This is a genomic window from Acetatifactor muris (assembly GCF_024623325.1).
GTDB classification, from domain to species: Bacteria; Bacillota; Clostridia; order Lachnospirales; family Lachnospiraceae; genus Acetatifactor; species Acetatifactor muris.
The window spans coordinates 40,839-60,699 of the sequence record NZ_JANJZD010000019.1 but is presented as its reverse complement, the minus strand read 5'-3'; the positions used below and the strand labels follow the sequence as shown (position 1 = coordinate 60,699).

Genomic DNA, 19,861 nt, shown 5'->3' with positions numbered 1-19,861 from the left:
CGGGGGGGAAGGGCGGTGCATCTGGAAGAAACCGACACAACAGGGAAGGAAAGGAAGAGGAGAGATGGAACTGAGAAGTCAGGAGATGCGTAAAAATGCACCGGAGCTGGATCCGCTTCGGATAGGAACCGGATGGAAGCCGGAAGATCTGTCGAAAACCCAGGTGATGATTGAAAGCACCTACGGAGACAGCCATCCGGGAAGCGGACACCTGAACATTCTGGTGGAAGAGGTGAGAAAAGGAATCGAAGAGGCAGGAGGCCACGGCGCGCGTTATTACTGCACGGATATCTGCGATGGGGAGAGCCAGGGGACAGATGGGATTAACTACAGTCTGGTCAGCCGGGAGATGATTGCCAATATGATTGAGATTCATGCCAATGCCACCCCTTTTGACGCAGGAGTGTATCTGGCAAGCTGTGACAAGGGACTGCCGGGAAACCTGATGGGACTTGCGCGGGTGAATATTCCTGCCGTTGTGGTGCCGGGAGGGACCATGAATGCCGGACCGGAAATGCTGACGCTGGAGCAGCTGGGCAAGTACAGCGCTCAGTACCAGCGGGGAGAAATTGACGAGGAGAAGCTGAACTGGGCAAAATGCAATGCCTGTCCCAGCTGCGGTGCCTGCTCTTTCATCGGCACGGCTTCCACTATGCAGATTATGGCGGAGGCGCTGGGACTTGCTCTGCCGGGAAGTGCGCTGATGCCGGCTACCAGTCCGGACCTGCTTACATTTGCCAGGGAGGCAGGTGCACTGGCGGTGAAACTTGCCTCCATGCCGGATATGCGGCCGGGGGATATAGTCATCATGGAGAGCTTTGAGAATGCGATTCTGGTACATGCGGCGATCTCGGGAAGTACCAACTGTCTGCTGCACATTCCGGCCATTGCTCATGAATTTGGCATTGAAATCACGGGAGACACCTTTGACAGACTGCATAGAAATGCCAGATACCTTTTGGACATCCGCCCTGCGGGACGCTGGCCGGCAGAATGCTTCTACTATGCGGGAGGTGTACCGGCCATCATGGAAGAAATTCGCGGGCATCTGCACCTGGATGTAATGACTGTGACCGGGAAGACACTGGGAGAGAATCTGGATGAGCTGAAGCGGAATGGCTTCTATGAAAGATGTGAAAAATGGCTGGAAGAATTCAATAAACGGTATCAGGTTTCCCTGACCCGGGAAGACATCATTCGCCCTTATGACGAGGCAATCGGCACGGACGGCAGCATTGCCATACTGAGAGGAAACCTGGCTCCGGAAGGGGCGGTCATCAAGCATACGGCCTGCCCGAAGGAAATGTTCCGGGCGGTTCTGAGAGCGAGACCTTTTGACAGTGAAGAGGAATGTCTGGATGCGGTGCTGAAACATAAGGTGCAGAAGGGCGACGCGGTGTTCATCCGCTATGAGGGCCCGAAGGGCAGCGGAATGCCGGAGATGTTCTATACTTCTGAGGCAATCAGCAGCGATAAGGAGCTGGGGAAGAGCATTGCGCTGATTACGGACGGACGATTTTCCGGTGCATCCACAGGACCGGTGATCGGGCACTGCAGTCCGGAGGCAGTAGACTGCGGTCCCATAGCCCTTGTGGAGGAAGGTGACCTGATTGAGATCGATGTGGAAGCGCGGAAGCTGAATATCATCGGTATCGATGGAGAGCGCAGAACCATGGAAGAGGTGGCGGCGGTACTGGAAGAGCGCCGCAGGAACTGGAAGCCCCGGGAGCCGAAGTACAAAAGCGGTGCGCTGCGACTTTTCAGCCAGCATGCGGCAAGCCCCATGAAGGGAGCGTATCTGGAGTATTAAGGAAGAGTTACTGCATATGAAAGGACATGGAGAAAAGCTAAGATAGCTGTCGTCATGTCCTTTTATAATGTTTTCTATCCAGCACCCTTTATTAGAAAGACTATAACAGGAAATTGCATTTGGGAGTGGCATTTGCATTGGCCGGTAAAATCGAAAGGGATGCCAGGGCTGGAGGTGCGCTTCGGGGGCAGTGCCTGCGCAGACTGCCGCAAAGTATTGATTGTGAAATGAGTTGGATTAGGGTATAATATGCACATACTCGTGGCAGAAAACGGCCGAATGGCCATCCATACCATGATTGAACTATAATCATGGTATAATATTGACAGATAAAAGGCGCTGCCGACTGCGTTTTCGGCAGATGAGATCAGAAGTAATCTGGAGAGTGTGCGCTGTGTGACCGAATGGGGGTGGAATGATGAAAAAGGCATTGCCAATAGGTGTAGATAATTTTGAAGATATCATAAAGACCGGATATTACTACGTGGATAAAACCATGCTGATAAAGGAGCTGTTGGATTTAAAAGGAAAAGTGAACCTCTTCACCCGCCCCCGGCGGTTCGGCAAGACGCTGAACCTGAGCATGCTCAGGTACTTCTTTGAGGACACGGGGGACGAGGAGCGGAATGGGCAGAATCGGGCGTTATTTCAGGGACTGAAAATCATGGAGTCCGGCGGCGGGTATACGGAGCAAATGGGAAGGTATCCGGTGATAAATCTGACGCTGAAATCGGCAAAACAGAGAAGTCTGGAGAATGCCCTCTATATGATACGCGCAGAAATAGCCGCTGAATTCGACAGGCGCCGGGAAGTTGTAGAACAGGGAAGGGAACGGCTTACCGCAAGGGAATATGAGCAATATCTGGAGATCGCGGACGAAAAGGCAGACGAAAAGCAGGTGCGTGGTTCCCTGAAGCTGTTTGCCAGGTGCATGTATAAGATCACAGGCAGGAAGACGGTTATTCTGATGGACGAGTATGATGTGCCGTTGGAGAATGCCTATTTCAGCGGTTTCTATGAGGAGATGGTGGATTTTATCCGTTCCCTGTTCGAGTCAGCGCTGAAGACCAATGACTATCTGCAGTTTGCGGTGATTACAGGCTGCCTGAGAATATCAAAGGAGAGCATATTTACAGGCTTAAATCACCTGCGGATCATCTCTGTGATGGACCGCCAGTACAGCGAACATTTTGGCTTCACGGAAACGGAAGTTCTGCGGATGATGGCCTATTATGAAGTGGAAAAACGCTTTCCGACCATGAAGGAATGGTATGACGGATACACTTTCGGCGATACGGAGGTTTACAATCCCTGGAGTGTGATTAACTATATGTACGATCTGGCTGCGGACAGCAATGCCTTTCCCCGTTCGTACTGGGTAAACACCAGTTCCAATGATATCATAAAGGATATGGTTGCCGGGGCGGACAGGGAGACAAGAGGAGAGATAGAGCGGCTGTTGAGTGGTGAGACCCTGGATGTGCAGGTACATGAGGAGGTTACGTACGGGGATATGCATGACAGGGGAGAGAACCTGTGGAATTTCCTTTATTTTACCGGGTATCTGACAAAAGCGTCGGAATATTTTTTGGGAAAATATGTTTTCGCCAGGGTACGCATTCCCAATACAGAAGTGATAACGATATATGAAAATACGATTATGAACTGGATGAGGGAAAAGATAGAAAAACAGGACTTCCGAGATCTGTACCGGGCCATGGAAGACGGAAACGCCGAAAAAATAGGAGAGATTCTGAACAGTCAGCTGTTCTCCACTATCAGTTTTTACGACAGCGCGGAAAACTTCTACCACGGATTTCTGGCCGGGATTCTGAGTCAGAGCGAGGATTACCTGGTGACATCCAACCGGGAGTCGGGGAGAGGGCGAAGTGACATCATGGTGAAAAGCCCGTCCCTGCGCGGGAGAGCCTTTGTTTTGGAATTAAAGGTTTCGAGGACCATCGACGATCTGGAGGCGGACGCGGACAGGGCAGTGCAGCAGATTTACGATAAAAAGTATATGGATGAACTGCGGACAGAGGGCTATCGGAAGATTGACTGTTACGGAATTGCCTTTTACCGGAAGGACTGTGAGGTGCGGTTTGGGAAAGGCGAGGTGCGGTGATGAAAAAGGCATTGCCGATAGGCATAGATAATTTTGAAAAAATAATCAGGGACGGCTATTACTATATCGATAAAACCATGCTGATCAAAGAATTGATGGATTTAAAGGGGGAGGTGAACCTCTTCACCCGCCCCCGGCGGTTCGGCAAGACGCTGAACCTGAGCATGCTCAGGTACTTCTTTGAGGACACGGGGGACGAGGAGCGGAATGGGCAGAATCGGGCGTTATTTCAGGGACTGAAAATCATGGAGTCCGGCGGCGGGTATACGGAGCAAATGGGAAGGTATCCGGTGATAAATCTGACGCTGAAATCGGCAAAGCAGCCCACCTTTGCATCCGCGCACAGGAAACTGAAAAGGGAAATTTCGGAGGAGTTTAAGCGGCATTGGTATGTGCTGGAGAGCGATAAACTTAAGGAGGCTGATAAGCGGAAATTCCGGGAGATCGCAGAAGAGGAAGCGGAAAAGGACGAGTATTCCGGTTCCCTTAAATTTCTGAGCAGATGCCTGCAGCAGGTTACGGGAAAAAACACGGTTATCTTGATTGATGAATATGATGTACCCCTGGAAAATGCGTATTTCAGGGGGTTCTACGAGGAGATGGTGGATTTTATCCGCTCCCTGTTCGAATCAGCGCTGAAGACCAATGACTATCTGCAGTTTGCAGTGATTACTGGCTGCCTGAGAATATCGAAGGAGAGCATATTTACAGGCTTAAATCACCTGCGGATCATCTCTGTGATGGACCGCCAGTACAGCGAACATTTTGGCTTCACGGAAACGGAAGTTCTGCGAATGATGGCTTATTATGAAGTGGAAAAACGCTTTCCGACCATGAAAGAATGGTATGACGGATACACTTTCGGCGATACGGAGGTTTACAATCCCTGGAGTGTGATTAACTATATGTATGATCTGGCTGCGGACAGCAATGCCTTTCCCCGTTCGTACTGGGTAAACACCAGTTCCAACGACATTATAAAGGATATGATAGCCCAGGCGGACAGGGAGACCAAAGGGCAGATAGAGACCCTCTTAAGCGGAGGAAGCCTGGATGTGCAGGTACATGAAGAGATCACATATGAGGACATGCGCGGCAGGGGAGAGAACCTGTGGAACTTCCTTTATTTTACCGGATATCTGACGAAGAAAGGGGAGTATTTCAGGGAATCCTCTATCTATGTGCAGGTCAGGATACCGAATACGGAAGTGATAACGATATATGAAAATACGATTATGAACTGGATGAGGGAAAAGATAGAAAAACAGGACTTCCGAGATCTGTACCGGGCCATGGAAGACGGAAACGCTGAAAAAATGGGAGAAATTCTGAACAGCCAATTGTTCTCCACTATCAGTTTTTACGACAGCGCGGAAAACTTCTATCACGGATTTCTGGCCGGGATTCTGAGTCAGAGCGAGGATTACCTGGTGACATCCAACCGGGAGTCGGGGAGAGGGCGAAGCGACATCATGGTGAAAAGCCCGTCCCTGCGCGGGAGAGCCTTTGTTCTGGAATTAAAGGTTTCGAGGACCATCGACGATCTGGAGGCGGACGCGGACAGGGCAGTGCAGCAGATTTACGATAAAAAGTATATGGATGAACTGCGGGCGGAGGGCTACCGGAAGATGGACTGTTACGGAATTTCCTTTTACCGGAAGGACTGTGAGGTGCGGTTTGGGAAGCACCAGGGCTGGGAAGCGCCGGAGAAGTAAGGAACGGAAGACACGCAGGTTGAAGCGAGCCGGGATATGGAACTGTTTCCTGCAGAGGAGAGTGGTTATTCTTACCTGATGCTGTTTGCGGACGGCGTGAAGATAGACCTGACTTTGCTGCCCCTGGAGCTGTTGGAGGAATATTTTACCTGGGATAAACTGGTGGAGTTGCTGTTGGATAAGGACGGCCGGGTACAGAAGCCCCCGGTGCCCACGGATGTGGACTACAGTAGCCTGCTTTTTGGGGTATTCGTATCCGGACTATGATGAGAAGAACAGCGGCTATGTAAAATGGCAGAAGGAGAGGAATTATGCAGATTAATCGGGAGGATATGCTGGAGCTTACCAGAAGGATGACCGTGGCCAGAAACTGTTTCGGCAGGATAGCAGGGGCCTATATGGATGAGGAAGGCTTTGTGGACGGCACCTTCAATACCCATTTTCAAAAGCTCTCCGGTGCGGACAAGACAAAGCATCTGAAACTGGCAAAGGCCGTGCTTTTTGCGGATACAAACAGGGCGCTGAAGAATTACCGCTTCGGGCCGGAAAGCAGGCGTCCGGGAAGCGTCTGGCAGCTGCTTATGGCGCTGCGGGACTGCGAACTGAAGAACGATGCCCTGCTGCTGTCCCTGTACGAATACATAGGGGAGCGGTATCAGCCCGGTTTTGCCTATGGCATTTATATTTTTCACGGGAATTACGACGTGCCCCTGAAGGGAAGCGATAAAGTGCAGCAACGGGAGTCGGAAGAGGTGTACAGTTTCCTGATCTGCGCCATCTGTCCTGTGACGGGGGATTACGAAGCAGGGGAGCCGGAGGCAGGCTTCCTGTTTCCGGAATTCCGGGACAGGGCCGGGGACACGGAAGGTATCAATTTGTTCTCCGAAGAGGGGCATGAAGGTATAGCGAAGATGCTTTTGTAAGGGGGCAGATTCTTTTACAGGAACAGCGATTATGAAAGAATACGGAATGGGATGCGGTGGTTAAAAACGGCCGGAAGAGAAGGTGTAGAAAATGGCAATAATTGAAGAAAGTTTCGGGTATAAGGAAATGTGGTTTGCGATAAAGGGGGCAGACATTGACAGGATTCTTTCCTGTTGTCCTGAACTTAAACCTGTACGGGAGGCAGGATGGAAAGAGGCATCGGCGGAGAGGATGGAGATGCAAAAGAGCAGAGTCATGTTGTCAGGCCCGTATGACGGATGGGTTTTCCTGATCGGGAATGCTCTGTGGGATTTCACGGAGGTGGATGCGCTTGTGGATGTAATGGGCAGGATTGGAGAACAGGCACAGGAAGTCTGTTACTTCGCATCCCATAGGGTGTCGGACGGGTATGCCTTTGCGAAGGCAGTGCAGAACAAAATGGTCAGACTGTATTCCTATGCGGACGGGGAGCTTTTCGGATGTATGGGGGAGCGTTCCGATGCGGAAAAGAATTTGTCTCTGCATTATGCGGAAAAAGAGGAAGATCTCTTTGAAGAAGGATTTGACTTGATAGACGAGGAGGATGTGCTGAAGATTGCCGGAGAGTGGTCCATAAACCCGCAGATGCTGCCTGGCAGGGAGGAAGCCAGAACCGTTCTGGCGGACAGGATTTATGAAAAGCTGCCGATGTAGCCGGCTGCATAATGTCAGGGGGTACAGCTATTTCCCGACAGCTCCTTTTTCAGAGCGTTTTTGGGATGAAGATAAATTTAACAGGACTGAGGCGCAAAAGATTCCGTCCTTTTGTTCCGTCTGCAGGACCCCTTTATAGCGAGCTGTGATGTGCTTTGCGGAGGACAGGCCGATACCAGGTTCCCTGTGTTTCGTGGAATGATAGCTGCCGTCCCCGGAGGGATCAAGATCTCCCTCGAAGGTGTTATCTATGGTGAAGACCAGAGAACTGTTTTCGTATTTTCCAGGGGTGAATTTCCCGCGGAAAATGATTTTGCGGTTCATGCTTTTCTGCATGGAGCAGGCATCCACCGCATTTTCCAGCAGATTGCCCAGGATCACGGCCAGGTCATGTTCCGCTATGGGAAGATTCTCGGGAATGTTCGCATAGGCGGTGAAGCGGATGCCGGCAAGCTTAGCCTGCTGGGAGAAATGCTGCAGCAGGAGATTCACTGTACCGTTGCGGCAGAAAGATACAGGGGCATCATCGGGAAGCGATTCCCGGTAGCCATCCAGATAAGCTCTCAGCTTTTCGGCATTTCCTTCGTTCAGCAGGCCTGTCATGACAGTGATGTGGTGCCTCAGGTCATGGCGCGCCTGTCTGGTTTCCCTGATTTTTTCCTGCAGATTTTCGTATTGCAGCGTCTCAAGGGTCAGGGCGTGGTTCATTTTTTCCAGTCTGCTGTTCCGGTCATATTCAATGATCAGCAGTGCGATCATGTGATAAATCAGGAAAGCGCCCGCATTGATGGAAAGCAGAAACAGCGCATGGGCCGGCTGCAGGGCGATTTCCAGGCTGGACTGTGTATTGGCATACAAATGATAGAACCAGACCAGATAGAACGTAGCGGGAACCAGCCAGAGATATTTCCATGCGGAAATCTCCGCATCCATCTCAACGATTTCGGTGAATGTTTTCCGGTAGTAGAAAAACAGGGGAATCAATGCGATCAGCTGGACGACAGCCATGACTGCGGAAAAGGATAAACGGTAGGGCTGCACTGCCAGCCCGGGAAAGAGCTGCCCTTCGATACATTTGGAGCAGACGACTATGCAGTTTGCAATGTTGGAAAACATGAGCAGCATAAATAGGACTTTGCCCGGATGGGTCCTGACGGCCCAAAAATAAAAAGCGCAGTAGACAATGGTGCTGAGCGCGCTGAGGATTCCTGAATGAACGAGGGAAAATGCCGCCAGCAATCCCAGCGCAACCTGTAAAAGGGTGACCAAAGCGGCCAGCAGGACAGTCTTTCGCATGGAATAACGCAGGCTGTTTCGGAACGGATAGAGGGCAGACCCCAGATAGGGCAGAAAATTCAGTGCGGAGTACAGGGCGATTTCCGCGATTCTGCCAAATGTGACATACATTATTCCCGCATCTCCTTTCTCATCCGTTCAAACACAAAAAGCGCATAGGCGTTTTGGATTTCCTTTTCCTTTCTGCGGCTGATATACAGATTTTCTCCGTTGCTCAATGTGATGATGTTTTCGTTCAGGGCGGCAATTTCATAAAAATTTACGATGACTCCCTTATGGCAGCAATGGAAAGCGGAATTCCGGCACAGCAGGTTCTCCAGCTCCAGCTGTGAGATGCGCGTCTGGATGGGCCCGTCCTTTTTATTATGAATCGTCACCACATGATTGTGATAATCCGTATAGAGGATATTCCGCAGGATAATATTCTTGCCGTCAGGCAGTGTGACAAAGCGGCTGAATTCATGGTCTTCCGGATTCAGCCGTTTTAACATTTTCAGGATAGATTCCTCCGAGACCGGTTTGCGTAGATAATCGTGGGCTTCCACCTCATAGCTCTCGCTGGCAAAGTCGTTGCCGGAAGTGCAGAAGACCAGGTGGACGTCTCTGTCCTGCTGCCGGATCATACGGGCGGCATCGATTCCGTGCATGCCGCCCATGTAGATATCCAGTAAAATAAGCTCGTATTTTCCGGCCGTCCATGCCGGCAGCAGCTCTTCGGCACCGGGAAAAGCATCGATCAGGTTGTCGTAATGACCCAGGATGCCCAGGGCGCTTTGCATCATCTCTGTCAGCTTGCGGAGGTCTTGCGGGTCATCGTCTACAATGGCTATTTTCATAGGTTTTCCAGTTTTCCAAAATCGGATAATGTAATGGCTCTTATGAATAGGAGCTGCTTTTACTATATCATCCGGCTATGAGGAAAGCAATTGTTTTCTCGGCTTTTGGGATGCCGTTTGAGTCAGAATTTTGCCGTTTGAGTCATCTGCCTTGATTTGGGGTTTTTTCCTAATATACAATATACGAAAAAGTGAGTATGGAAAGGAAGGGAAATAATATGAGGCGAAAGACTTACAGACGTCTGGTGAGCCTGGTTACGGCAGGCGCGGCAGCGCTGTCGCTGCTGTTTTCAGGAGAGACGGCTTTGGCCTTTTATGGGGGGGGTAGAGGATGCATCGGCATTTTCGGAACAGCTGTCCCCATCCGGTGCAGAACCGACAGGTGCTGATTCGGATAAAGAGGCGCAGGAGACGATAGCCACGGATGAGGGTAAATCGGCAGGGACAAATCCGGAGGGAGAGGAAACGGAAAAAGATACGCCGGAAGGAGGAGTCCCGGATGCGCCGGATCCGGAGGGAGAGGAAACGGAAAAAGATACGCCGGAAGGAGGAGTCCCGGATGCGCCGGATTCGGAGGGAGAGGAAACGGAAAAGGATGGGCCGGAAGGAGGAGCCCCGGATGCGCCGGATTCGGAGGGAGAGGAAACGGAAAAGGATGGGCCGGAAGGAGGGGCCCCGGATGCGCCGGATTCGGAGGGAGAGGAAACGGAAAAGGATGGGCCGGAAGGAGGAGCCCCGGATGCGCCGGATTTGCAGGGTGAGGCTTCGGACACGACAGATGGAGATGATGGGACCCAGGAAGGGTTAAATCCGGACGGAGAGGTTCTGACAGGGCCGGCTTTAAGAGCGGCGGCCTCGGCGGAGCGGACTTCCTCCGGGGTGACATTCGAAAAGACAGGCGACTATGCTTATAATATTTATGCCAATGGTCAGCCCCTGCTGATTGAAGTATCATCGTCTCCCCAATACGCGGAGCTATACATTGATGAGAATAGAAATGGAATTGGTGACCAGGGGGAGGAGATAACCGAGCTCAGAGGTGATAAGACAGACGGAATTTTCTATTTGGATGGCAAGGGATATTTTCTTCCCAATACGACTATTTACGGAGGCGGAAGAGACGGTGAATGCCAATATGACACCAGTGTCATGCTGAAGGGGTCACAAGATATGTTTAATCTGAGTGTCAAAGCCATCTATGGAGGCAACGCAAATGGGACGCTTACCGGATCGGCCTGTGTAGATATCAAGGGCGGAAGTGTCTGGCAGGTATTTGGCGGGAATGCGGAAGGGACATTGGTCGGAGATACCTGTGTGAGCATATCCGACGGTACTGCGATAGATGTATATGGCGGAGGAAACCGCGCAGAAACAAACGGAAATACATTCATATACATAACAGGAGGAAATGCAGAAAATATCTATGGCGGAAGCGATACAGGACAAGTCAATGGAAACACTCTTGTTGATGTGAAAAATGCCCAGGTCGGACCTGTTTTCGGCGGTAATAAAGCTTCGGGAAAAGTTACCGGTGATACGAAACTGGTGTTCGGAGAGAATGCCCAGGCTACAGGCTGGGTTTATGGAGGCGGAGAGGGAACTGATGACAATGCTATAGTGGAGGTGGCGGGCAGCACTAACATTATTGTCAATGACGGTACGTTTACACAAATATTTGGAGGTGGCCGGAAAGGAACAGTGGGCAACAGCAACATCACTGTGAATGCCGGAAATATCAGTCAATATATTTATGGTGGCGGCGGAGAAGCGTCTTCGGTGACGGGGAAAGCATCGATTACGGTAAATGGCGGCAGTTTATACGGCGTATGTGCTTCCGGAGCAAGTGGTGTCGGTACAACTGTGAAAGATGCGGAAATTCTTCTGAAGAACGTAGAGATGCAATATTTTAATTGTAACTCACCGGTGGAGGGAAAGCTGTCGGTCTCCTTTGAAAATGCTTCGGCTTCAAATTTTTCGCTGACCGAGAATGCGATTGATACGGCGGGAGCAACCCTCTCCTTCATCAATTGCGGTTCAGCGGAGAAAGGTTGGACAGAACAGCCGGAAGTGAAATTTATGCCGGATCAGAACAAATTTCACACTATTCTGATGCAGAACAGTTATATCAGGTTTAAGGATAACAGCACTGTGGGAGATGACTGTACCTTGGGAGGCTGTGCGGAGAAACTCATTTTTGACGGCGGCGCGCTGTGGGTGGATGGCAACAACATGCTCTTTGGTATGCCGCCAACGGAATTTCGGAATAATCCGTTGCTTATGCGCACAATTGATTATGACCCGATCCATTTTGATGTGGTGCCGGAAGGAACCGCGCGGATTCAGTGGATAGATGGAAGCGGAACAGCCATTGAGGGGAAAAACGAATCTACGCTGGTGGAAACGCCGGCGGAAGCACCGGACAGTCTTTTTACAGCCGGGATTCCGGAATACGCGCTGAAACGCGGTTCTGCTTCGAGGTATTCATATCCGGACAATATTCTCTTATGGGAGGGAGCGACATGGTATGTCATGGGACCTGTGGAGGAATTCTGTCAGTGCTGGCTGTACGAGCCCACTCTGAAGCAACAAGATTTCCAATGGTCAGGGGAAGGCAATCAAACTGTGACGCTGGAGGAAATCCATGCGGGTGATGCAAATTACTCTGTGAGCTGTGAAGTGGTAGGGCATAAGGGCACTACGGTCACAGTTGAATACTCGGTGATCTCGGAAGGAACTACTGCACCGGGAGCATCTGTCGCCGGTGACCAGCTGACCGTAGGGGGGACCGGCAGCGTTCATGTTGGAATGATCAAGCGTCTGAACGGCAAAATCCTCGAAGGTGATCGCTATGTGCAGATTCTTAAAGTCCCGGACAGCGACAGCTATATTTTTGCGAAGGATAAGCCGGAGGATATCCGCTTTTCTTTCAATGGAATAACAGCCTCCGGTATCCTTAATCAAGTTTTATTGTGGAATTTTTCGGTTGATTCGCCTTTAGTGCAAAAAAACTATTATTTTATAGAGTCAGATGAAAACACGGTGAGCTTCCATCTGGCAGGGAGCTATCTTGAGGGCCTGGAGCTGGGAGAATATGAGTTTAGGGCCCAGATACCCTATGTGAATGGCGGCGGAAAAAGCAGCAGCTATTTGTACAATTTTACCGTGCAAGTCGTGCAGGTGATTGCGGTAGACAATCCGGTCATAGAGATTTCGGATGGGCCTTTCTATTATGACGGAACGCCCAAGAAACCTTCTGTGGTGGTGAAAGATGGAAATACTGTCATTCCTGAAGAGGAATATGAAGTCGCTTATGAGGATAATATCGGTGACGGCACCGCAAGCGCAACCGCATGTGTGATCATCACGGATAAGCCCGGCGGAAGATATGCGGTAAACGGAAGCAGAGAATTTGAAATCGTAAACGAGTATACGGCGGAAAACGGGACGGATTATCTGGCAAAGCTGAATGAGAAAGGATGGACCAACGAGGACTTTGTCATAAGCGCGGCAGAAGGGCATTTGCTCTCCACAGGAAATACCCTGACGGATGAGTGGACACAGACGCTGCCGCCGCGGACAGAGGAGACAGATGGCGGTTCGGTGACATTCTATGTAAAAGATGACGAGACAGGTTTGATTTCCCTGGCAGCCAAGGAAAGTTATAAGCTGGACCGGACAGCCCCGGAGGGAGCAGATATCTTATTTGACGGAAACTCCGTGAAGACAGAACCTGGGAACATAACCTTTTCAGGCCTGTTCGGGAAGAACGTAAAGGTCGAAGTTACGGCGGAGGATACCCTCAGCGGGATTGGCGATATCTCATATCTTTGGTCTGAAAAAATCCTGACGCAGGAAGAGCTGGAGAATGCGAACGGGTGGACAGGAGGGCGTGAGTTTGAGATATCTGCCGAGGACGGAAGGAAGTTCGTTGTTTACGGGAAAGCGACTGATCAGGCCGGCAATACGGTATTTATCGCCTCAGAGGGCGGAGAATTTGATTTGAAGGCTCCCGAAATCAGCGGCATAGAACCCGATGGCACTTATTATGTCACACAGATAGCCAGTGTGACAGATGCGCACCTGGACAGGGTTACTGTAAACGGTCAGGCAGTCTCCGGAAGCGAAAAAGTGACTCTTTCCGGAAACAGGGAAGCCACATATGTGATAAAGGCCCTGGACCGGTTGGGACATGAAACAGTCGTCACGGTCACGATGAAACCGATCAGCAGCCTGGCGGAACCGATAAAAGGGCTTACGGAGGACAATGTCGCTTCGGATGACGCAGAGACGATTCGACAGGTACTGGAAGCGGCAAAGAGCGTCATGACTGAGAATGCCGCTGCGGTGGAAAAGGATGAGCTGCAGGCACTTATTGAGACCTGTGAGTCGCTATATCGGAAGGCGCTGGCAGATTACAGGATACTGGAGGGCGATGGCAGTGAATGGACATTAGGGGCAGATGGAGAGATTACCTTTAGGGCCAATGGCGCTTTCAGCAAATTTGCCGGTATCCTGATTGACGGACAATCTGTGGATCCGGAAGGATATACAGCGTCAGAAGGAAGCACTGTCATTACGCTTAAGAAAGATTTGTTAAAGATGCTTGCGGTGGGAACCCATAGTCTCACTGTCCTTTATTCGGATGGAGGCCAGGCTTCTGCGGGATTTGAGATTATGGAGGACAGCGGTACTGGTGAAGAGGAGCCCTCTGAGCCCGGAGGCGATGATTCCGGGAGCGGAACGGAGACACCAGGCTCCGGAGACGATGGCCCCGGGAGCGGAACCCAGACACCCGGCTCCGGAGGCGATGATTCCGGGAGCGGAACCCAGACACCAGGCCCCGGAGGCGATGATTCCGGGAGCGGAACCCAGACACCCGGCTCCGGAGATGATGGCCCCGGGAGCGGAACCCAGACACCAGGCCCCGGAGACGGTAGCCCCGGGAGCGGAACAGAGACACCAGACTCCGGAAGCGGGGCATCTGGTAGCAAGGCCGAAAATATGATTTCTCCCAAGACAGGAGATGACAGGCTGTCTGTGCCACAGTTTATTTTATGGATGCTGCCGGCAGCCGGTGCCGTTGCGGCATGTTATGGCATCGCAAGAAACAGGCGCAGGAAATAGTCCTGTCGAAAGCACCGCTGATAATATTACAGGAACCAGATTTAGCCGTAATGATTAAGGGCATTTGGAAGAACTGCAGGAGGACTTCCGAATGCCCTTTTTGAATTATCTGATTGTGGAATAGGTCTGGCGGGGATATAATGTACACAGGAGCTGCTTATGCGGATTCTATCTGATATCTGATTTTGGAAAAATGTCAGCGGGCTATCATGAAAGCAAAATGGGTTATTTGATACAGGATACCACAAGGGAGGAACGGGAGAAAATCGTGGCTGAATCCCTGGGAAATATATCGGCGGCCTGCGATGGATGCAGCGCAGGGATTGTGGAGATGTATCAGCCATATATTGACGGCCTGAAGGAGCTTGCAGAAATCAACCGGGAGTTCCGGGCGGGATATGTGTCCGGCGACAAATAGCCGGGAGAGGGGGAGGGGACTATGGGAAATTATCTGAATCCCGGCAACAGCGGATTTAGCGGAATCAGAAATGACATCTATGTGGACAAATCGGGTCTGATCGGATTGATCAACCAGACCATCGACACGCCCAGGCGCCTGACCTGTATCAGCAGGCCGCGCCGCTTCGGGAAATCTTTCGCGGCGAAAATGCTGTGTGCCTATTATGACAAAACCTGTGATTCGGCGGGGCTGTTCGACGATTTAAAGATTGCGGAGGATAAAAGATATCGGGAGCATCTGAACCGGTATGATGTGATTTATCTGGACATGACGGAAGCGATAGGGGGAGCCTCTGTGGAGGAGGTCGTGCCCTATATCCAGCGGAATGTGGTCAGGGAACTGACAGAACAGTACCCGGGCGTGAAAAGCGCGGAAGGCTTTGCGGCGATGCTGGCCAATGGGGTGGAGGCGGAATTCCTGCGCTCTCTTTTCAAAAACAGTGGGATGACAGACAAAATATTCGCAGCAGTATACATGACAGGCATCCTTCCTGTCAAAAAAGACGGCTCCCAGTCCGCCATATCGGATTTCCTGGAGTATACCATGGTCAAGCCCAGACAGTTCGGGCCCTATGTGGGATTTACGGAAGGAGAGGTCCGTGGGCTCTGCGAGATGTATGGGAACGATTTTGCGATGATAAAAAATGGTATGACGGATATTCTTTCCGGAATCTTGATTCCGTGTATAATCCCAATTCCGTCATGAAGGCAATTATCAATGACGACTTTGACTCCTACTGGACCCAGACCTCTGCGGCAGAGAGCCTGATGGGATATATCAGCCTGGATTTCGACGGGCTTGGCAGGACGGTGACGGAGCTGATCGGCGGCGTGGAGACAGAGGTGGATACAAAAGGATTCGCCAATGATCTGACCACCTTCCGGGACAGGGATAATGTGCTGACGCTGCTGATCCACCTGGGATATCTGACTTACAAGGAGGAGACTCGCAGCGCCCATATCCCCAACCAGGAAATCAGAGAGGAGTTCGCCAGAGCCATACGGCAGGTAAAGCGGGACGATACCATCAGGCGGGTGAGAGAGAGCGAACAGCTTATCGCAGATACGGTCCAGGGAAACGAGGAAGCTGTGGCCAGACAGATCGAAAAGATTCACGAGGAGGAATCCCCCCTGTATTACAACAATGAACAGGCCCTGAGGAACGTGATCAAACGGGCCTATTTCAGCTATGGGGACGAATATGTGATGCTCGAGGAGCTGCCGGCAGGGAGCGGCTATGCGGATGTGGTGTATCTGCCGAAGAAGAATTCCCCGCTGCCCGTGCTGGTCATTGAGCTGAAATGGAAAAAGTCGGCGGACAGCGCATTGGATCAGATTCGGGACAGGCGCTATCCGGAGGCTGTCAAAGACTATGGCAGCGATATCCTTTTGGTGGGCATCAGCTATGACAGGGATGCGCCGGCAGGGGAAAGGAAGCATCGGTGCAGGATAGAGAAGTATGACATGTGATGCTGACCCAAATCAAAGGGTGTGTTAATTTTATGCCTATAATAATACGGAGTGGGCAAATATACCGCAAATGTGGGGCGTGCAGATGGCGGGAATGAATTATAGAATACTTTTACCTGGCAAAATTTACAAAATCTTCCTGACACATTTCATAGTCAATAGATGACTGCAACTCACCCAGCTGATTTTTCCATGCATTCTCTCTCACTCGTAATTTTGTAAAACCAAGTTCTTCATATACATGTTGAGCCCTTTTGTTATTTACATTTGTATCAAGAATTATTTTTTTATATCCCATGTCTTTGAACAATGAAAAGATAAGCATACTTAAAAGTATTTTTCCGTACCCCTTATCCTGTTCTGAAAAATCACAAATCTTTATCCCAATTCCGACTGTATCTGCACTTTCCCTGCCATAACTCATTTCGCCGATAGGTCTGTTATCAAGTTCGATAATCAGACGTCTGTCTTCATCGGTGTCTTTTTTGAGATTTTCAGCAATTTCACAGGCTGTCTCACCAGTCCCATTGGGAAAACCTGCATGAGCCATAATCTTTCCATCATTCCACCATGATGACAATAAATCTGCATCTTCAACAGTTGCATTCCTAATTGTTAAATTCTTAAACTGTAATAACATATGAAAAATCCTCCGTTTTATCCAGGGGAGCTAAAATAACTTTTTCCAACTTTAATGTATTGAACTTCCAACAGTATTATCCTACTACAAACGCACACGTATTGCTACTAAATTATGCCTGATCTTTCCTTTTCTTTATTCAGTTCCATCATCATCTGCCGAAGCGATGAAACATCGCTTTGCCTGTATCTCTGCTCCTAAAACGGATTTTCCTATTGAACGTTTGCGTTGAATGTGTTATACTCTACCCAAACAAAATGAATCTGCTTTGACAGATCGCGAAAGGAGAAGGATATAAAATGGCAGCTTACGAGGTAATTGTGTCTTAAACTGCATATTTGGTGCAGACAATTATCGGGGTGTAAGACCTCTTTATTGTTATGCCGTTTTCAGGTAACCTTTCGTGAATACTATAGCTTTGGTTGTAGCACACTCAAGAGGTGTGTTATTTTTATGCGCAGGCCCGTACAGAGGAATTATGCCGCTGAAGCGGCGTACGGGCCGCCCGGCGAGTAGTGGAGAAGAGCATTCCCCCACTCGACTGCCCATAATCAGCCGCAGGAAGTACCCACAGAGAAGGATGCTTTCTGCGGCATTTTTGCACCCATTTTCAGAGAATCGAAAATACAGGATGGCTGAAAAAATCAGACAAAAAGCAAGAGGGTAAGGCAGGTAAAGAGCATGAATGTAATTAATTTGGGAATTCTTGCCCATGTGGACGCAGGCAAAACGACGCTGACTGAGGGCATGCTGTTTCAGGCCGGATGTATCCGGAAAATGGGGAATGTAGATGATGGAACCACTGTTACGGATTCCATGGACTTAGAGAAAAAGCGGGGAATGACAATTAAGTCATCGGTTATATCCTTTGAATGGAATCATATGAAGATTAATTTGATTGATACTCCCGGGCATTTTGATTTTTTGTCCCAAGTGGAAAGTGTATTACATGTACTTGATGTTGTTGTGCTGGTGATTGCTGCCAGGGAAGGGGTTCAGCCCCAGACAAGATTATTTTTCAGGAAGCTTTCCGAACTGAATATCCCGACAGTTATTTTTATCAACAAACTGGACAGGATGGGGGTAAATTATGAAGATCTGATCAAAACCATAAGAACGAAGCTGACGGACGAAATTCTGGAATGTCAAAGGTATCAGGGAGTAGGCGGGAAGCAGGTAGAAATAGAGGATATCCCATTGGAGGATGAAGAGCTTCAGATGAAATTATTGCTTTCATCGGAGACATTGCTAAAAAAATATGATGAGTCTCAGGAAATAACCACAAAAGAGTATGAAACAGAATTGATCCGTCTGGTTCGAGGCGGGAAATTATATCCCGTGTTGGGCGGAGTGGCATTAAAAAATCAGGGAATTACCAGCCTGATGGACATGCTGACAAAAATCATGGCAGATGTTAAGCCCCAAACGGATAAATTGTCAGCCTATGTCTTTAAGGTGGATTTTGACCAGAAAGGACAAAAACGTATTTTTTTCAGGGTTTTCAGCGGAACCGTTACGGTCCGGCAAAATGTATATATCAGGAATGAGGAGTCTCAGAAAATGCTGGTACGTAATTTGGCATATTTTGAAAACGGGAAAATCATTTCTGCCAGGAGCGTTGCATGTGGGGATGTGGGAATTATTTATGATGAAGAGCTGCTGAAAGTTGGCACGGTCATAGGCGGGAATCATGGGGATGACAGTAAGGTGAAGCTAAAGGAACCCTTATTCCATGCCAATATTGTGGCCAAAGACAATAATGAGAGGTATCGGTTATTGAATGCATTGAATACCTTATGGCAGGAAGACCCACAGCTGAAATTTGAAGTAAGTTCGATGACAGAGGATATTATCATTTCTTTGTACGGACCTTTGCAGATGGAGATCCTGGGAGAAATATTAAAGAACCGATTTGGGTTAAACATATCGTTTGGACCTTTAACCAATATTTACAAGGAACATCCAACCAAAGAGGGGTATTGTTCCATGAGAATCGGGGATTGGAAGAATCCTTATTATGCGGGAGTGGTGTTTCAGGTTGAGCCGCTGCCATTGGGAAGCGGCTTTCAATACGAAAATCTGGTTTCTTATGGTTATCTTGAGAAGCCTTTTCAGAACGCGGTTATGGATGGGATAAGGATTGCATTGAATGAGGGGACGCAGGGACATGAAGTGATTGATGTTAAAATAACATTTTTGGAAGCAGATTATGACAGTGTAATGGGCACACCTGCGGATTTCCGCAGATTGGTTCCTGTGGCACTGAAAAAGGCGTTTGATGACTCGAATGTAGAAATGTTGGAGCCGTGGCAAAGCTTTATAATAAGTGTTCCTGTTGATTATGATAAAACTGTGCTGAACGATATCTGTAAAATGAAAGCCAGAATCACAGAGTACCAATATGGAGAAACGGAAACATGTTTTATAGGAAAGGCCCTTCTTCAGGATATGATGAATTATGAATCAAGGCTGAATATTCTTACCCATGGAAGCGCAACTGTTTTACAGGATTTTTTCAAGTATTTACCGATGAATGAGAGTGTGGAGGCATTGATGGAGAAATATAAATGAAAAATATGATATATGCGAAATGTTTTGAAAATTTTCCAATATATGGCAGTAACAAAACAGAACGGTATATGTGGAGAATAAAATAGATAATCTGGCGAAGGAGTATTTAGAAGAGCTGTTGGAGAACTTCTAAATGCTCCTTTTAAAATGGAAACGAAACTCCCCATTGCGTTTACAGCATGAATCCGATATACTGAA

General features: G+C 49.3%; 14 protein-coding genes and 1 pseudogene. 12 read left to right on the top strand and 3 right to left on the bottom strand.

Annotation, left to right across the window (positions count from 1 at the left end; translation table 11 throughout):
• Positions 1 to 64 precede the first annotated feature (64 nt).
• The 6 genes and pseudogenes from ilvD (at position 65) to NSB25_RS17505 (ending at position 7,267) form a co-directional block, all read left to right on the top strand.
• Positions 65 to 1,810, top strand: coding sequence for a dihydroxy-acid dehydratase (gene ilvD, locus NSB25_RS17530; protein ID WP_103240801.1), 1,746 nt, complete (start codon positions 65 to 67; stop codon positions 1,808 to 1,810).
• Positions 1,811 to 2,228: 418 nt separating this feature from the next.
• Entirely contained in the window at positions 2,229 to 3,935 is a 1,707-nt protein-coding gene (locus tag NSB25_RS17525) for an AAA family ATPase (RefSeq protein ID WP_103240858.1), read from the top strand.
• A complete protein-coding gene (locus NSB25_RS17520; RefSeq protein ID WP_172455182.1) occupies positions 3,935 to 5,650 on the top strand; it encodes an AAA family ATPase in 1,716 nt (571 codons plus the stop codon). The genes NSB25_RS17525 and NSB25_RS17520 overlap by 1 nt, the downstream gene beginning before the upstream one ends.
• A gap of 30 nt (positions 5,651 to 5,680) precedes the next feature.
• Positions 5,681 to 5,878 (top strand): annotated as a pseudogene (locus NSB25_RS17515) (aminoglycoside 6-adenylyltransferase); the annotation flags it as partial.
• An 83-nt stretch (positions 5,879 to 5,961) separates the two neighbouring features.
• Positions 5,962 to 6,573, top strand: coding sequence for a DUF4317 family protein (locus NSB25_RS17510; protein WP_103240803.1), 612 nt, complete (start codon positions 5,962 to 5,964; stop codon positions 6,571 to 6,573).
• A gap of 91 nt (positions 6,574 to 6,664) precedes the next feature.
• Positions 6,665 to 7,267: a hypothetical protein gene (locus tag NSB25_RS17505; protein WP_103240804.1), complete on the top strand. Its 603-nt coding sequence runs from the start codon at positions 6,665 to 6,667 to the stop codon at positions 7,265 to 7,267.
• Positions 7,268 to 7,294: 27 nt separating this feature from the next.
• Here NSB25_RS17505 and NSB25_RS17500 read toward each other — a convergent pair whose 3' ends face one another.
• Together NSB25_RS17500 and NSB25_RS17495 are read right to left on the bottom strand one after the other, a co-directional pair.
• Positions 7,295 to 8,674 (bottom strand): sensor histidine kinase, encoded by a 1,380-nt coding sequence (locus NSB25_RS17500; RefSeq protein WP_103240805.1) that lies wholly within the window; start codon positions 8,672 to 8,674, stop codon positions 7,295 to 7,297.
• Entirely contained in the window at positions 8,674 to 9,399 is a 726-nt protein-coding gene (locus NSB25_RS17495; protein ID WP_103240806.1) for a LytR/AlgR family response regulator transcription factor, read from the bottom strand. The genes NSB25_RS17500 and NSB25_RS17495 overlap by 1 nt, the downstream gene beginning before the upstream one ends.
• 218 nt (positions 9,400 to 9,617) lie before the next feature.
• Between NSB25_RS17495 and NSB25_RS17490 the strand changes: the two genes are divergently transcribed.
• The 5 genes from NSB25_RS17490 (at position 9,618) to NSB25_RS17470 (ending at position 16,452) form a co-directional block, all read left to right on the top strand.
• Positions 9,618 to 9,788 carry a hypothetical protein gene (locus NSB25_RS17490; protein WP_257479286.1) on the top strand — a complete coding sequence of 57 codons (171 nt, stop codon included), beginning with the start codon at positions 9,618 to 9,620 and terminating at the stop codon, positions 9,786 to 9,788.
• Positions 9,715 to 14,523 carry an ICP22 family protein gene (locus NSB25_RS17485; protein ID WP_257479285.1) on the top strand — a complete coding sequence of 1,603 codons (4,809 nt, stop codon included), beginning with the start codon at positions 9,715 to 9,717 and terminating at the stop codon, positions 14,521 to 14,523. Before NSB25_RS17490 ends, NSB25_RS17485 begins: the two co-directional genes overlap by 74 nt.
• Before the next feature lie 220 nt (positions 14,524 to 14,743).
• Positions 14,744 to 14,941 carry a purine biosynthesis protein PurH gene (locus NSB25_RS17480; RefSeq protein WP_103240859.1) on the top strand — a complete coding sequence of 66 codons (198 nt, stop codon included), beginning with the start codon at positions 14,744 to 14,746 and terminating at the stop codon, positions 14,939 to 14,941.
• 21 nt (positions 14,942 to 14,962) lie between these two features.
• Positions 14,963 to 15,688: an AAA family ATPase gene (locus NSB25_RS17475; RefSeq protein WP_242982510.1), complete on the top strand. Its 726-nt coding sequence runs from the start codon at positions 14,963 to 14,965 to the stop codon at positions 15,686 to 15,688.
• Positions 15,664 to 16,452, top strand: coding sequence for a PD-(D/E)XK nuclease domain-containing protein (locus tag NSB25_RS17470; protein ID WP_242982511.1), 789 nt, complete (start codon positions 15,664 to 15,666; stop codon positions 16,450 to 16,452). The genes NSB25_RS17475 and NSB25_RS17470 overlap by 25 nt, the downstream gene beginning before the upstream one ends.
• A gap of 112 nt (positions 16,453 to 16,564) precedes the next feature.
• On the opposite strand, the gene NSB25_RS17465 is transcribed toward NSB25_RS17470, so the two are convergent.
• Positions 16,565 to 17,092, bottom strand: a complete 528-nt coding sequence (locus NSB25_RS17465; protein WP_103240808.1) for a GNAT family N-acetyltransferase — start codon at positions 17,090 to 17,092, stop codon at positions 16,565 to 16,567.
• A gap of 681 nt (positions 17,093 to 17,773) precedes the next feature.
• On the opposite strand from NSB25_RS17465, the gene NSB25_RS17460 reads away from it, so the two are divergent.
• Positions 17,774 to 19,663, top strand: coding sequence for an elongation factor G (locus tag NSB25_RS17460; protein WP_103240809.1), 1,890 nt, complete (start codon positions 17,774 to 17,776; stop codon positions 19,661 to 19,663).
• Positions 19,664 to 19,861: the final 198 nt, after the last annotated feature.

Bases quoted from the DNA above. Each gene is read 5' to 3' on its own strand.
- ilvD (WP_103240801.1), top strand. From the start codon at position 65: ATGGAACTGAGAAGTCAGGAGATGCGTAAAAATGCACCGGAGCTGGAT.
- NSB25_RS17525 (WP_103240858.1), top strand. From the start codon at position 2,229: ATGAAAAAGGCATTGCCAATAGGTGTAGATAATTTTGAAGATATCATA.
- NSB25_RS17520 (WP_172455182.1), top strand. From the start codon at position 3,935: ATGAAAAAGGCATTGCCGATAGGCATAGATAATTTTGAAAAAATAATC.
- NSB25_RS17510 (WP_103240803.1), top strand. From the start codon at position 5,962: ATGCAGATTAATCGGGAGGATATGCTGGAGCTTACCAGAAGGATGACC.
- NSB25_RS17505 (WP_103240804.1), top strand. From the start codon at position 6,665: ATGGCAATAATTGAAGAAAGTTTCGGGTATAAGGAAATGTGGTTTGCG.
- NSB25_RS17500 (WP_103240805.1), bottom strand. From the start codon at position 8,674: ATGTATGTCACATTTGGCAGAATCGCGGAAATCGCCCTGTACTCCGCA.
- NSB25_RS17495 (WP_103240806.1), bottom strand. From the start codon at position 9,399: ATGAAAATAGCCATTGTAGACGATGACCCGCAAGACCTCCGCAAGCTG.
- NSB25_RS17490 (WP_257479286.1), top strand. From the start codon at position 9,618: ATGAGGCGAAAGACTTACAGACGTCTGGTGAGCCTGGTTACGGCAGGC.
- NSB25_RS17485 (WP_257479285.1), top strand. From the start codon at position 9,715: ATGGGGGGGGTAGAGGATGCATCGGCATTTTCGGAACAGCTGTCCCCA.
- NSB25_RS17480 (WP_103240859.1), top strand. From the start codon at position 14,744: ATGGGTTATTTGATACAGGATACCACAAGGGAGGAACGGGAGAAAATC.
- NSB25_RS17475 (WP_242982510.1), top strand. From the start codon at position 14,963: ATGGGAAATTATCTGAATCCCGGCAACAGCGGATTTAGCGGAATCAGA.
- NSB25_RS17465 (WP_103240808.1), bottom strand. From the start codon at position 17,092: ATGTTATTACAGTTTAAGAATTTAACAATTAGGAATGCAACTGTTGAA.
- NSB25_RS17460 (WP_103240809.1), top strand. From the start codon at position 17,774: ATGAATGTAATTAATTTGGGAATTCTTGCCCATGTGGACGCAGGCAAA.